Annotated in this window: 15 protein-coding genes and 1 pseudogene; 3 read left to right on the forward strand and 13 right to left on the reverse strand. The window is 41.7% G+C overall.

Features of this window, described 5'->3' with window-relative positions; genetic code table 11:
* Positions 1-34 precede the first annotated feature (34 nt).
* On the reverse strand, positions 35-829 hold the full coding sequence (locus GNE10_RS22495) for an SDR family NAD(P)-dependent oxidoreductase (protein WP_185567069.1): 795 nt from the start codon (positions 827-829) through the stop codon (positions 35-37).
* A 233-nt stretch (positions 830-1,062) separates the two neighbouring features.
* Entirely contained in the window at positions 1,063-1,395 is a 333-nt protein-coding gene (gene trxA / locus GNE10_RS22500; RefSeq protein ID WP_099072637.1) for a thioredoxin, read from the reverse strand.
* Between the two features lie 80 nt (positions 1,396-1,475).
* Here trxA and GNE10_RS22505 point away from each other — a divergent pair, with 80 nt between their 5' ends.
* The gene (locus GNE10_RS22505; protein ID WP_185567070.1) at positions 1,476-1,844 is read left to right on the forward strand and encodes a helix-turn-helix transcriptional regulator; all 369 of its coding nucleotides are present in this window, start codon (positions 1,476-1,478) and stop codon (positions 1,842-1,844) included.
* Positions 1,845-1,907: 63 nt separating this feature from the next.
* On the opposite strand, the gene GNE10_RS22510 is transcribed toward GNE10_RS22505, so the two are convergent.
* The 9 genes and pseudogenes from GNE10_RS22510 to GNE10_RS36565 all read right to left on the reverse strand — a co-directional run.
* Entirely contained in the window at positions 1,908-2,657 is a 750-nt protein-coding gene (locus tag GNE10_RS22510; RefSeq protein ID WP_185567071.1) for a nucleotidyl transferase AbiEii/AbiGii toxin family protein, read from the reverse strand.
* Positions 2,654-2,890 (reverse strand): hypothetical protein, encoded by a 237-nt coding sequence (locus tag GNE10_RS22515; protein ID WP_185567072.1) that lies wholly within the window; start codon positions 2,888-2,890, stop codon positions 2,654-2,656. Before GNE10_RS22515 ends, GNE10_RS22510 begins: the two co-directional genes overlap by 4 nt.
* 82 nt (positions 2,891-2,972) lie before the next feature.
* Positions 2,973-4,241, reverse strand: a complete 1,269-nt coding sequence (locus tag GNE10_RS22520; RefSeq protein WP_185567073.1) for a glycosyltransferase — start codon at positions 4,239-4,241, stop codon at positions 2,973-2,975.
* A gap of 234 nt (positions 4,242-4,475) precedes the next feature.
* The gene (locus tag GNE10_RS22525; protein ID WP_185567074.1) at positions 4,476-4,892 is read right to left on the reverse strand and encodes an Imm1 family immunity protein; all 417 of its coding nucleotides are present in this window, start codon (positions 4,890-4,892) and stop codon (positions 4,476-4,478) included.
* An 8-nt stretch (positions 4,893-4,900) separates the two neighbouring features.
* Positions 4,901-5,608 carry a deaminase gene (locus tag GNE10_RS22530; RefSeq protein WP_185567075.1) on the reverse strand — a complete coding sequence of 236 codons (708 nt, stop codon included), beginning with the start codon at positions 5,606-5,608 and terminating at the stop codon, positions 4,901-4,903.
* A 140-nt stretch (positions 5,609-5,748) separates the two neighbouring features.
* Positions 5,749-6,129 carry a hypothetical protein gene (locus GNE10_RS22535; protein ID WP_221642952.1) on the reverse strand — a complete coding sequence of 127 codons (381 nt, stop codon included), beginning with the start codon at positions 6,127-6,129 and terminating at the stop codon, positions 5,749-5,751.
* A gap of 101 nt (positions 6,130-6,230) precedes the next feature.
* The gene (locus GNE10_RS22540; RefSeq protein WP_185567076.1) at positions 6,231-6,707 is read right to left on the reverse strand and encodes a hypothetical protein; all 477 of its coding nucleotides are present in this window, start codon (positions 6,705-6,707) and stop codon (positions 6,231-6,233) included.
* A gap of 49 nt (positions 6,708-6,756) precedes the next feature.
* Positions 6,757-7,167 (reverse strand): PadR family transcriptional regulator, encoded by a 411-nt coding sequence (locus tag GNE10_RS22545; RefSeq protein ID WP_185567077.1) that lies wholly within the window; start codon positions 7,165-7,167, stop codon positions 6,757-6,759.
* 168 nt (positions 7,168-7,335) lie between these two features.
* A pseudogene (locus GNE10_RS36565) lies at positions 7,336-7,476 on the reverse strand (ribbon-helix-helix domain-containing protein); the annotation flags it as partial.
* A gap of 169 nt (positions 7,477-7,645) precedes the next feature.
* Between GNE10_RS36565 and shc the strand changes: the two are divergent.
* On the forward strand, positions 7,646-9,559 hold the full coding sequence (gene shc, locus GNE10_RS22550; RefSeq protein ID WP_185567078.1) for a squalene--hopene cyclase: 1,914 nt from the start codon (positions 7,646-7,648) through the stop codon (positions 9,557-9,559).
* 1,068 nt (positions 9,560-10,627) lie between these two features.
* Here shc and GNE10_RS22555 read toward each other — a convergent pair.
* Both GNE10_RS22555 and tmk read right to left on the reverse strand, forming a co-directional pair.
* The gene (locus tag GNE10_RS22555) at positions 10,628-11,119 is read right to left on the reverse strand and encodes an orange carotenoid protein N-terminal domain-containing protein (RefSeq protein WP_099072632.1); all 492 of its coding nucleotides are present in this window, start codon (positions 11,117-11,119) and stop codon (positions 10,628-10,630) included.
* A gap of 341 nt (positions 11,120-11,460) precedes the next feature.
* Entirely contained in the window at positions 11,461-12,096 is a 636-nt protein-coding gene (gene tmk, locus GNE10_RS22560; RefSeq protein WP_185567081.1) for a dTMP kinase, read from the reverse strand.
* A 387-nt stretch (positions 12,097-12,483) separates the two neighbouring features.
* On the opposite strand from tmk, the gene GNE10_RS22565 reads away from it, so the two are divergent.
* Positions 12,484-13,018: hypothetical protein (locus GNE10_RS22565; protein ID WP_185567079.1), on the forward strand; the 535-nt coding region annotated here is incomplete at its 3' end.

The raw sequence follows: 13,018 nt of genomic DNA on the forward strand, positions 1-13,018 counted from the left end.
TTATTCTCCCATGCCCCATACCCCATGCCCCACACTAAACAATCGACCGAATCACACCACCGTCTACCCGCAAAGCTGCACCATTGGTTGCTGAAGCTAGGGGACTCGATAGGTAAACTACCATCGCTGCTACTTCTTCATTTGTTTCAAAGCGTTTAATTAGCGAACTTGGACGCACATTTTGGAAAAATTCCGCCTCAACTTCGGCTGGAGTAGTACGACGTTCTTGCGCTAGGTTGGAAATAAAGTCTTCAACGCCTTCTGAACGAGTCGGCCCCGGTAAGACTGAATTCACTGTGACTCCAGTCCCAACGGTCATTTCTGCTAAACCCCGTGCAATGGCAAGCTGGGCTGTTTTAGTTGTGCCATAGTGAATCATTTCCACAGGAATTTGAATTGCAGATTCACTAGAGATAAAAATTATCCTCCCCCAGTTTTGCTCTAACTGCTTTTGGAGATATTGCCGACTCAAACGAATTCCACTGAGTACATTGACTTCAAATACTTTTAACCAGTCTTCATCACTGATGTTAAAAAAGGTCTTTGGTTCGTAAATACCCAGATTGTTAATTAAGATATCAACTTGGGGAACTTCTTGAAAAAGTTTTTCTACTCCTGCTTTTGTACCTGCATCAGCAACGACGCCAGAAACTTTTGCTTTTGGAATACTTTGCTGAATTTTAGCGATCGCCTGTGCTACCCTTTCCTCAGACCGACCGTTAACAATCACTGATGCACCCTCTTGAGCTAAACCTTGGGCTATGGCCAAACCAATGCCCGCAGTTGAGGCAGTTACCAGTGCGGATTTACCATACAATTTTAAGTCCATTTGCCTCTTTCTCTACTTATTTGCTCTGTAAATGGAGATGTGCTTTAGCTTCTCTTTGGGAGATGCTAGCGCGAACCCGCACGCTGGGAGATGGGGCAGCGAGCAGGGGAAAACGGGTAAAGACAGGGGAAAAGGTGAAAGGTAGGGTTTATTACCTTTGCCTTTGCCCCTTGCCCTTTACCCTTTGCCCCTTGCCCTTTGCCTCATGCCCTTTGCCCCATGCCCCATCCCCTTTACCTAGATTCCAAATGCTGTGCTAAGGTCTTATTTAATGTGGTTTTCGGAACTGCCCCCACGACAGTATCGACTTGCCGACCCTCTTTGAAAACCATCAGTGTCGGAATGCTGCGAATCCCATAATGGCTGGCGACAGTAGGGTTTTGATCTGTGTTCAGTTTCACTACTTTCACCTGTCCTTCATATTCAGCTGCAACTTCGTCTACAACCGGAGCCAGCATCCGACAAGGGCCGCACCACGGTGCCCAAAAGTCCACTAATACTGGAACTGCACTTTCCAAAACTTCTTGCTTGAATGTGGCTTCTGTGACATTTGTAATGGATGACATAAATTGCCTTCCTGATTAATTCTATAATTCGATAATATCGAATAATGAAAATATATGCTACTTTATGAGATAATGCAAGTATGAGATTCCTTTATCATCCAGATAGAAAAAATATTTCGTTGCCGGGCGTATTGTATGCATTGGGCGACCCGGTGCGGTTAGAGATTGTGCGGCTGTTGGCGAGTGAGGGCGAACAATGCTGTGCCAGGTTTGATTTTGCGATCGCCAAGTCTACTATGTCCAATCACTTTAAAATTTTACGCGAATCAGGGGTAGTATTTACGCGTAAAGAAGGGACACAGCACATTAATATGCTACGACGTGAAGATTTAGAGATGTTGTTTCCAGGTTTGCTCGATGCGGTGTTGAAAGCGGCTCAACCATTGTCCGTTGACTCCAGCAGTAGCAAACAAACAGCCTCCAGTAGAAGTAGGGGGCTGGGCTGGTGATACTCAGGATGCGAGAGTCAATTGTTATCTATTTAAGAATCTTCTCGTTTTTCTATTTTGTGTTTATAAATCAGCAAAAATATCATGTTGTTCTTGAAAAGCCCTTGTAGTGTGAGGTAAATCTAAATCCATAGCAAGTAAATCAACACCATCGATAATTTTGGGTATCTTAACTCGATCGACTTGTAGGCTAACAAAGCATTTCTCCCTATAATCTGGTCTTTCCTGAAAGCGTTCAACCGATTTTTTCAAAGGGCGCATAACCTCATAGGCTTTTTCAGCCTTTTGAATAGATGCTTGAGGAATTGGAGATTGCAGCCTGAGAATTGCTAGATCTATTAAATCTCTTGCCTCAACGCTGTCATCTGCGTAACGGTCAGAATTTGACAGCAGCTTAGAGGTAAAACAGTCATTGAAGCTTAAGCAGGGAACAGGTGACCAGTTTGGATATCTTGGTGGGTCTAGTTGAAAACGAGTTTCGGCAATAATTTCCGTTTTAATAGGCACATCATCTACAATAACTATCATCCGAATTCCATATTGGTCAGTTGTGCTACGTCCAACTTGGATATTACTTAAATCTCGAAACAATGCTTCATGTCCACCCTCAAATACCACTGTACGTAAGTATTTATAGCCTTGTGTACTAACAGAAGCGATAAAATCAACGTCCTTACTCCAGCGATATTCTTCAAACTCAAATGCAAGAAGGGTTCCACCACCAAAGTAAGCAGAACCCTTCGTAAGTATGTCAGAATTTAAACATTCAAGAACTGCGACAATTTTGTTATGGTGTTCTAACTTGAACTTCATAGACAAACTTGCAACCAGGATTTATACTGTCTGGCGAGTTCCTTAAGAAAATTCAGTTCTTCACCCTCAAGATTATTGAATAGGTTGTGGTATTGCCAACCACGCTCGTATCGGCTCAACATTTCTTCTTGAGTAAACCTATATACATCAGCCGTCTGCCAACAAATTGACTCCAGAAAAGGCAGCTTTTTGGGGGCGAAAACGGTATTATTTGTTACTGCTGCGGTTGTCATAACTCTTTTAACCAACCACTTTTATCTGACTCTAATTATTTTACATTAGCATTATCAATTATGAAATTCAACTTTACCACAACTATGAATTATTTGTGTTGGGATATACTCTTCCTTTCCAGTTGCCGCCCCGTCCTTGCCAGTGACGGAGTGCAGAATCTAAAGTCATCAAGGTATAGAGAAAAGCGATCGCTGGTAAACTCAAGGCGAACCAAAAAGAACATTTATAAAAGCGAATTGTCGGATAGTAAGCCAAGGTCATTAATAACCAAGCGAATAAACCTGTAAATAAGATTCCCCAATTACGCCAAACTACACCCAACATCACACCTATAGGTGGAACTAAATAAATTAAGGTCATCCCTACTAAAGTTCCCAATAACAATAACGGAGAATAATTCAATTGGGTATAGGCAGTACGAGCAACCATATCCCAAATTGTTGCTAAGGAATTATAAGGACGCAAGCTGTGAGTTAAAGTACTCAATCCTAGCCAGATACGTCCTCTTGGAGAAGACACGGACATGGGGAGACGGGGGGACGCGGGGAAAGAAAATATCTCCGCGTCAGAGCGTCCCCATGTCCTTGCGTCCTCTTCTACACCACTCCTCTTCACCGCCGCAGCCAAGGCGCAATCATCTATTAAAGCTTGGCGAATCGCTTGAATACCGCCAATTCGCTCTAAAGCTTCTCGGCGTATTAGGATCGAACCACCAGCAGCCGCGGCTGTGGGATTTTTAGGATTATTCACCCACCGGAAGGGATAGAGTTTTTGGAAGAAAAAAACGAAAGCGGGAATCAATAGTTTTTCCCAATAACTTTGACACCGGAGTCGCACCATTACTGAAACTAAATCTAAATTTTCCTGCTCAGCTTTAGCAACGAGTCGGCAAAGACTATTCACGTCATGTTCGATATCTGCATCGGTAAGGAAATAATAGTCTGGTGTCAATTTAGTAGCATTCTTGATACCTTGCTCAACTGCCCAAAGTTTCCCCGACCAACCAGGAGGTAGTGGTTCTCCAGAAATGATATGTAATTGCTGGGATTTATCTAGGGCGTAGGCGACTCCTTCGGCAAAATTTGCTGTACCGTCTGTGCTGCGATCGTCTACTAAAAACACTTCTAAAGAACCAGGATAATCTTGGAGTAAGAGCGATCGCAAGCTAATTGGTAGTAATTCAGCTTCGTTACGTGCAGGAATCACCGCACAAACTCTAGGTAAAGACGTTGTATGTAACTTCTCTACTTCTAGTTGTTGGTCTAAGAGCCAAAACTGCCCCCGAAAACACAGTAATCCTAACCAAATTATTATGGATAAAACCACCAATGCTAATAAAATTACACCCATAACTGTCTCTATCTGCTAGTACATAAAACCTAGACAAAGCTAGATACTATAGCAGGCAACAGGCAATAGGCAACAGGCAAAGAAAGCCTTTTGATATCTAGTGTACCGTTTGCTGCAACACGGGTCTTACGCCACGTTAACTATTTGTTATGAGCTGATAAGCATTTAAGTTGCATAAAATTAGGGCTAGAGCCGCTTATTACAAGCGAATCCACCTGGAAAAATGAATGACGATTAGCTTACTCGCTCAAAAACTTCATCTTTTTCCCAAGTAACTGATTCTTCCATTGTCCCAAGCTCTGCGAAAGCTTGGGCAGCTTTAAGAGTTGTATTCAGGTCAACGCAGGACTTAGCAGGATAAACACCTTCTTGTCCCCCAACTATCACGAATTCATCCATATCTGATTTAGATGGGTCAACAAGATAATGAAAACTTTCATTATCAAATGTTAAATACACTACATATTTTCCTAAACCACCACCTACTGCCATGTGAGTTTCGTTATCTGTTTCTAAGGTGACAAGTGTTTTGTGATGCCCGTCTAACTCTCTAATAGCTGATTCTATTTCTTGCCAGCTATGCGCTTGCTCGACACTTCCCTTGTTTTGATTACCAATCCAATCTTCAACTGAAAATTTTGTTATGAACATAATTAACCTCACATCAGTGTAATCGTTTGACGATCGCTAGGGCTAATAACTTCTATTTCTTCTATACCAAGCTGTCTAGCCATTCCTTTCACACCTCCGTTTTGACCACACGCTCTACAAAGATCCCGGTCAACTGTTAAACGCGCTTTCCCTCCCCTTAATCCTGCATCAAAGGCTTGTTGAAAGGCATCAGCTTCAGCGTGTGTGCGACTAATTGGATTTACTTTAAGTGTAATCTTTCTGCGATTGGGATTACTGCCTGCACTGATACCAAAAAATACGCTACCACCCATCTCTAACTTTGCGATTGTAGAACGGTCATCTTCACTACCTGCTGGAGTCAGGCCAAGCTGTTGCCTATACTCCGCCAATTCTTCAAAAATGAGCTTCTCAATTAGCTGTTGCAGTTCTAGTGCAGGAGCTAAAGTGTTTATATCTGGATTTTTTACTACCTCTTCTGAGCCAACAGGACAGCTATAAACTACATAAGTCCATATTCCTGGATTACCAGCTTGAGCACTTTCTCCCTCATAAAAAGTAACTGTTCCATCTTGTTTACACTCATAATAAGCTGAGTAAACATCTTCCCAATCGCAATCTGAGTTTTCTAGCGTCCATCGAATTTCAGCTAATACACCAGTAATATGATGAGGTTCAGTTTCTCTCTGGACTAAACGCTCTCCCTCCCACTCAAAGTTGTGTAACTCAAGAGGCATTGCAACAAAGCCTTTAAACGGGTAATGGTTCCAATTTATGGAACCTAAATAATAGCCTAATGCCTAATGTCCACCAAGTAATCTCAAAATTACTGTTTTACCAAGGCACAAGCCTGCGAAAAAAATGCCCAGGATGAGCTTTATTTGAGATTAACTTGAGTTTTTCTAGTAAGTTTGCCGTTCTTGAAGACAACGGTAATACTAGAATCACTGGCGTTCCTCCAAATATAAGTCGTTGTTGTCTCAGACCTTTCGACCTCAACACCTCGGTCAAGGATGGACTCAACTTGCGCTAGGGTCATACTAGGTTCAAGCCTAATGTATTCGGCAAGCCCAAAGTTTTGGTTTTCCCTTTGAGTGACAGCGCTAGCAGACTTAGAGGGCATTAAATCTGTTGCTTGTTTAAAGCCGTAACCCATACCCGAACCAAGTGTAATCCCAATACAGAAGACTGTAGCTAGCAAGCGGACAGAGTTAGGTTGTGGTGGCTTTTGGTCACTGCCACCGTTTAAAATAAACATAGACTCCTCCTTCTGGAGTAAAGACAAAAGCGAGATTGACATTTTTCCTGTTGGCGCAGGAAATGATAAATCAACTTGTAGGGAGAGTTGATGTTGGCGCATCAACTCTTTCTTTGTAGTGAAATCGGAGTTGACGAGCGTTTCCTTTTGAAGGCGGAGGGCGCGGGAATATTGATCATTTTTATCAGGTAAAGACACATTTGAAAAAAAGCATATGGTCGCCCCCTTTCTCTTACCCATCGATACCAGAGGTCAACTAAATTGGATTGGATATCTTCTGGGAACAATACCAGCCATCCAAAATAATTGAAAGGTGGCTTGTTAGTGGATGCGACCTGTTCAGAGTGCTTAACATCTAGCCTGCTCAACAAAATCAGTATTAGTGCTTTAACAAACCCGAAAAAGAATGGTGAATACTTTTTGCGTCCCAAGAACGCCATAAGACCAAGTACTACACCACCAAAACCAGTAACACCATAAACAATTATTTTGATCTGAGTACGATCTCGGAGTTCCTCGCCATTCACCCATAGGAGTTTCTCGGCATTCAACCCGTCACCCAACTTTCCTTTCATCATCTTTCATCCCCTCATAGATATACATAATGCAAAGCAGATAACGCGCAGATTATGAGATCAACCCTAGTCCCGGTTCCAGCGATCCTTCTCCCCCTCTCCTAAGATTGCCTTCACTCAGTAAGTCTCGGTACTGATAACTAGCAACCAATGCGTTTACCCCAGAAGGAGTAATCTTGAGGTAACGTCTACGCACCCCCGGAATAACTTCTTCCTTCCAGAACCCTTCAATCAACCCATCAGCCTCAAGACGCTTCACTGTTGGGTAAAAAGTACCTGGGCTGACTTCCTTTTTACCTACAAGCTGATTTGCCTCATTGATTTTGTCCAAGACGTGTAGGTTGTACAAACCCCCACTTAAATGGGTGTACAGTACCGTTAAGATAGTTTCCTCCGTAGGAGTAATAGACTTCACTTCACCAAGTTCGGGGTGTTGTTGCCACCCACTTTTTTGATTCGCCATATCGTATAAGCCTCAACTCAATTCAACCTTAGATTTATAAGCTGGTAACTTATAAATCTAAGGTAATACCTTATTGGACTTTTTGGCGAGGTAAAAAATGAAAAATGTAACTTTTTGCAAGCCACCCCCAGTTAGAGAAAGATTTCTCTGATGCAGCCAAACTCAAGATTAAGCAATCGGCTTCTTGCCATACTTCTCAAACAAATCATTTAAACTCTCAGTGAGTAAGGCTTGCACAGTTGTATCTTGCTCCAAAGCCAACTGTTTCAACTGTTTTGACACTGCTGGATCAAAATGTCCCGCGATCGCTCTTAGCCCTTGCGAAAAACACTACAAAACGAGCATTACCTTCTCCTGATAGCCCGAACTATTGCAAATTCTCTGTGACTCAGAGACAATACTATGTCTACTGATATTTTTTTCACCTGCATTGCCGTGTTGTTAACTAGTGTTGAGTGTTGAGGTTGAACGGTTTTTGATGCAAACACAAGACAGGGTAAAAGTCAAGCAAGTAGCCCAAGCGATCGCAGCTAGCCAAGAATATCTGCTTTCAATACAAAATCCGGCGGGTTATTGGTGGGCAGAGTTGGAATCTAATGTCACCATCACCGCCGAAGTGGTGCTTTTGCATAAGATTTGGGGAACAGACAAAGCAAGACCTTTGCACAAAGTTACAGCCTACCTACGTCAAGAACAACGCGAACATGGCGGCTGGGAACTTTTCTATGGTGATGGCGGAGAACTTAGCACCTCAGTTGAAGCTTACATGGCGCTGAGATTATTGGGTGTGCCAGCAAGCGATCCGGCGCTGGTGCGGGCGCGCCAGTTTATTCTGCAACGGGGTGGTATCAGTAAAACTCGGATTTTTACCAAGTTGCACCTAGCTTTAATTGGTTGCTACAACTGGCGCGGTATTCCCTCGTTACCACCTTGGATAATGCTGTTGCCTGAAGCTTTCCCAGTGAATATTTACGAGATGTCTAGTTGGGCGCGTTCTAGCACTGTACCGTTGTTGATTGTGTGCGATCGCAAACCGATTTTTCTCGCTGACCAAGGTATCAACCTAGATGAACTATACGTTGAAGGTGTGGAGCGAGTCCAGTGGGGATTACCCAAAAATAACGATTGGACAGATTTATTCCTCGCCTTGGATGATGGCTTCAAGTTGGCAGAACGTCTAAATTTAGTCCCCTTCCGGGAAGAAGGCATCAAAGCTGCCGAAAAGTGGGTTTTGGAACGGCAAGAAGTTACAGGCGACTGGGGCGGCATTATTCCCGCAATGCTGAATTCCATGTTGGCTTTGCGGTGTTTGGATTATGACCAAAACGACCCCATTGTGGAACGAGGGTTGCAAGCAATTGACAACTTTGCCATTGAAACAAAAGACTACTACCGGGTACAGCCTTGTATTTCACCTATTTGGGACACGGCTTGGGCGATACGTGCTTTAGTAGATTCTGGTTTGACAGCAGATCATCCGGCTGTGGTTAGGGCTGGGGAATGGTTATTGCAAAAGCAAATTTTGGATTATGGAGATTGGGTTGTCAAAAATCGCCAGGGAAAACCAGGGGCTTGGGCCTTTGAGTTTGACAATCGCTTTTATCCCGATGTCGATGACTCGGCTGTGGTGGTGATGGCGCTGCATCAAGCGAAACTGCCCAATGAAAAAATCAAGCAAGCTGCCATCACCCGTGCCTTAAAATGGATTGCATCTATGCAGTGTAAACCAGGTGGTTGGGCTGCTTTTGATTTAGACAACGACCAAGATTGGCTGAACTCCATTCCCTATGGAGACTTGAAAGCCATGATTGACCCAAACACCGCAGATGTCACCGCTAGGGTAGTAGAAATGCTTGGTGCTTGTAATTTGTCAATTGAACCGCATAACCTACAACGGGCGCTGACTTATCTTTTGAAGGAACAAGAAACAGAAGGTTGTTGGTTTGGTCGTTGGGGTGTCAATTACATCTATGGCACTAGTGGAGTTTTATCAGCTCTGGCGTTGATTGGCCCTGAAAAATATAAACTCAATATAGAACGCGGGGCTGCTTGGTTATTGGGATGTCAAAATGCAGATGGTGGTTGGGGCGAAACTTGTCGCACTTACAACGATCCCAGTCTCAAAGGACAAGGACGCAGTACTGCATCTCAAACTGCTTGGGCTTTAATTGGCCTATTAGCAGCAGGTGAAGCAACTGGTAAATTAGCCCTTGAAGCCATAGAACGGGGAATTAACTATTTGGTGACGACTCAGCAACCGGATGGTACTTGGTTTGAGGCAGACTTCACTGGTACAGGCTTTCCCTGCCATTTTTATCTCAAATATCACATGTATCAACAATACTTTCCTTTAATTGCGCTAGGACGCTATCGAAGGATGATAGATGATTAGACTTCTAAGAGAAGTCGGGAAAAGGGGAAAGGGAAAGGGGGAAAGGTCAAAAGGAATGCCTGATGGGATTACAGCAGCGTCTAGAAGTCGGGAAAAGGGGAAAGGGAAAGGGGGAAAGGTTTGGTCTTTTCCCTTTCCCCGGTTAGTGAGCTTGTCGAACCATTAACATGCATCCCTTTTTCCACAAGAGTCCAAAAAGCACTTTTGCAAAAGGTCTATTGATGAGTGTTGACTGATGACTGTTGACTGTTGACGGTTAACAGTCACAGTTGATGCTTAATCAATTCGGCTTGACGATAATACTTCAACTTAATTTGCGGTAAATTCTGTGAGTAGTGTATTGATTCAAATATACATTATTGTATCAAATTAGAAGTAGAAAATGAACCTCAGAGTTGATGGCGATCGCTGATATTAAATTCGTTAAAAGCTGACCTACATTGATTTCTAGCTGCAATACTTTTAATAAGTATGCTCAACTCTCGTAAATTAGTTACATTTGGAGATTGATGGGAATGTAATGTAGTATTTAGTGTAAAAAAATGGTGGAATAATCAATGTTAAAAGTTTGACTATCTTATTCATGTCTTAATTAATATTCCGATGTTTTAGTGGTGAATAAAAAACTATAAAAAAGCAGAAGATTAATCTAAAATCAACATATTTAAACCAACCAAAAGGCAGATTAAATTAGCTATAATTGCCTTTAGCATATTGAATACAAAACAAAGGGCGTTACGACTTTAGGGTGCAACTAAGCCAAGGACATAGATAATCACAGGGTAAAAGTTTTAGTTTTTACTCTGTGTTTATTTGTTTATAAGTAGGTCAACTTAATTAAACATAAAACAATGATAGTGGCGTAACCAGGCTAAAATGTTGCAATAGATTTGATTGTGGGATGGGTGTCCTCACCCGTCCGGGCGGGCAGGATGCCCACCCCACAAGAGTTTCCTAATGCACTATTTTAGCTGTGTCAGTCTACTACATTTATTGACATCTACGTTGGCTTTTGCCTAACTACACAAATAATTTCAGATATCAAACCGGATTCCTATATGTAAATTGCTAAATTTCTGCGCCTGCTTTTGGTTCTGTACCCATTGGGGCGGCATAATCGCGGAAAAGAGTAATTTGTTGTTCAAAAGGTAATGCTTGAATTCTGCTAAACAGCGCTTGAGATCCTGAGCTAAGTTGATAATCTCCAGGTACAGAAATAATACTACCATTGTTCATACCTTGAGCTAATAGATACCAAAACAATACCTTTGTAGTATCGCCTAAAGACCCATATTGGCGAGAAATTTGACTATCAACTTTGTTAATCAAATCACGCTGAATTTGTAATTGTTGTTCTTGGGATAATTCTTTAACTTGATTAAATAAACCTTCAGCAATATCTGAAGAAGCTGTACTAGCACCAGGGGCAGCTGGAGTAATTGATTTACCGATTTCTTTATAGATAAACCAAAACAAACCTAGTTGTTCATCTACATCTAATTTTTGCCAAGCTTCTACATGTTGACGAATAGTTGGGTCGCCAGTTTGTGTGTATGTCATTTTTAACTCCAATTGCAATTAACTAACATTTGCAGGACTTACGCAGCGAGATTATTTGTTGAGGTGGGGAATTGGGCATGGGGTATTGGGCACTTGTACTGAGCGTAGTCGAAGTATTGGGCATTTTTTCTGTCCTATGCTTCATGTGCAGCCCAAATCGTTAATTTTTGATCTACCATGCGTAAGTTTTGATTTAGTGTTATTTGCAACCTTATCAAATATAAATGTGGAGTTTTACCCTACTGAGGACAGATGTATTTGAATCATAAAGAAGAGGAATTGAGAAACAAAATATAAATAAATTGGGGGAAGTATAGGTAATATCAATTCAAATTTTGACATCACACTAGAAGATGTGAACGCAAAATTTCTTGAATTACTTGTTGTACAGCTTGTTTACTCAAGCTACCATCTACCCGTACAATTCGTGAGGGATGGGATGCAGCTAAGGAAGCGTATCCTTCCTGAACGCGGTGATGAAAAGCAATGGTCTCTTGTTCAATGCGGTCTAAAGGTTGCAGTGTAACGTCTTTACTTTTGCGGGACAGTCCCACCTCGACATCGACATCCAGCCAGATGGTTAGGTCACTTTCCAACCCACCAGTGGCTATATAGTTGAGTTGATTGATTAAGTCCATGTTCAGACCTCGGCCATATCCTTGGTAAGCAATGGTAGAGTCAGTGTAGCGATCGCATAAAACATATTTCCCTACTGCAAGATTAGGCTTGAGTTCTTGTTCAACGTGTTGGGATCTATCAGCAGCATACAACAACAATTCTGTCACTTCGCCAACTGGCTTATCTTCTGACTTTTCTAATAACAACCGCCGAAGATCCAAACCTAACTCCGTTCCCCCCGGTTCGCGAGTTACCACCACAGAAATTCCTAGACTTTCCAACCACTGACAACAAAGCTGTATTTGGCTGGTTTTACCGCAGCCTTCCACACCTTCAAATACAATTAGTTTCCCACCCATGCTTTTTGCTGCAACAATAGCGCCCACTGTAAAATCTTACTATTTGGAAGTTGCAAGTAAAAAAATATTCGATTGGTGGTGTTGACGGTTGACTGTTAAGGGTGTGTTCGTCCGAATGAAATATGAGTCCTATAGTTTATTTTTTTGCATCACTTAGTTATAGGACTTACGCAACGCCGATATTGTCATTGCGACCGAAACGGAGTGTAGGGAAGCAATCCCAGCGTCAGTGAGGATTACTTCCCTATCCCTCGTAATGACGGAATTACGTTATTTTTGCGTAAGTGCTGAGTTAATTATCAACACATGTAGAAATTCTCTCTACACTCGTAGTGTTACTCGACCTGAAAGTTAGATTATCATCTTCAAAAATAGACGATATATTCTATGTTGACAAGTTGCCAGCAGGTTATAGAAAAATTAAATATTAATATTGAACTGTTTTTTAAAAATTTAGAAAAAGGTTCAAATAAAAAGCAACTAATTGAACTCGATAAAGAAATTATTTGTCAATCATTATTGGGAACTTCTCGACAACAAATAGCTAAGTTTTTAGATTTACCAGAACAAAGAATTCGGGATAGATTAAGTAATAATATTTATCCGAGAATAGCAGAATTAATGCAAATTGACCAAGAACAGATAGCTGGTAACTGGGTCAAGCTTTTAAATTTTTTACTGGATGGCGATCGCGGATATAAATTGAATGCTCCTCCTCAACTAAACAATGATAACTTTCAAGGAAGTTTTGGCAGGCAAATTTTTCTTTATCCCCAAAATCAAGATGTTGTGGAATTACAACTCCAAGGAACAAAATTTTATCAGCAAGGACTTTATTACCAAGCCTTAAAATGTTTTATTTGGGCTTGGAAAAAAGAAAAAGAAATTTATCATACAGGTAATCCTGAAGTTTTAATTTACA

The organism is Nostoc sp. 2RC (assembly GCF_014222165.1).
GTDB classification, from domain to species: domain Bacteria; phylum Cyanobacteriota; class Cyanobacteriia; order Cyanobacteriales; family Nostocaceae; genus Nostoc; species Nostoc linckia.

What these genes read in the sequence shown, in the direction of transcription:
- GNE10_RS22495 (WP_185567069.1), bottom strand. Translation starts at nt 829, where the DNA reads ATGGACTTAAAATTGTATGGTAAATCCGCACTGGTAACTGCCTCAACT.
- trxA (WP_099072637.1), bottom strand. Translation starts at nt 1,395, where the DNA reads ATGTCATCCATTACAAATGTCACAGAAGCCACATTCAAGCAAGAAGTT.
- GNE10_RS22505 (WP_185567070.1), top strand. Translation starts at nt 1,476, where the DNA reads ATGAGATTCCTTTATCATCCAGATAGAAAAAATATTTCGTTGCCGGGC.
- GNE10_RS22510 (WP_185567071.1), bottom strand. Translation starts at nt 2,657, where the DNA reads ATGAAGTTCAAGTTAGAACACCATAACAAAATTGTCGCAGTTCTTGAA.
- GNE10_RS22515 (WP_185567072.1), bottom strand. Translation starts at nt 2,890, where the DNA reads ATGACAACCGCAGCAGTAACAAATAATACCGTTTTCGCCCCCAAAAAG.
- GNE10_RS22520 (WP_185567073.1), bottom strand. Translation starts at nt 4,241, where the DNA reads ATGGGTGTAATTTTATTAGCATTGGTGGTTTTATCCATAATAATTTGG.
- GNE10_RS22525 (WP_185567074.1), bottom strand. Translation starts at nt 4,892, where the DNA reads ATGTTCATAACAAAATTTTCAGTTGAAGATTGGATTGGTAATCAAAAC.
- GNE10_RS22530 (WP_185567075.1), bottom strand. Translation starts at nt 5,608, where the DNA reads ATGCCTCTTGAGTTACACAACTTTGAGTGGGAGGGAGAGCGTTTAGTC.
- GNE10_RS22535 (WP_221642952.1), bottom strand. Translation starts at nt 6,129, where the DNA reads ATGTTTATTTTAAACGGTGGCAGTGACCAAAAGCCACCACAACCTAAC.
- GNE10_RS22540 (WP_185567076.1), bottom strand. Translation starts at nt 6,707, where the DNA reads ATGATGAAAGGAAAGTTGGGTGACGGGTTGAATGCCGAGAAACTCCTA.
- GNE10_RS22545 (WP_185567077.1), bottom strand. Translation starts at nt 7,167, where the DNA reads ATGGCGAATCAAAAAAGTGGGTGGCAACAACACCCCGAACTTGGTGAA.
- shc (WP_185567078.1), top strand. Translation starts at nt 7,646, where the DNA reads ATGCAAACACAAGACAGGGTAAAAGTCAAGCAAGTAGCCCAAGCGATC.
- GNE10_RS22555 (WP_099072632.1), bottom strand. Translation starts at nt 11,119, where the DNA reads ATGACATACACACAAACTGGCGACCCAACTATTCGTCAACATGTAGAA.
- tmk (WP_185567081.1), bottom strand. Translation starts at nt 12,096, where the DNA reads ATGGGTGGGAAACTAATTGTATTTGAAGGTGTGGAAGGCTGCGGTAAA.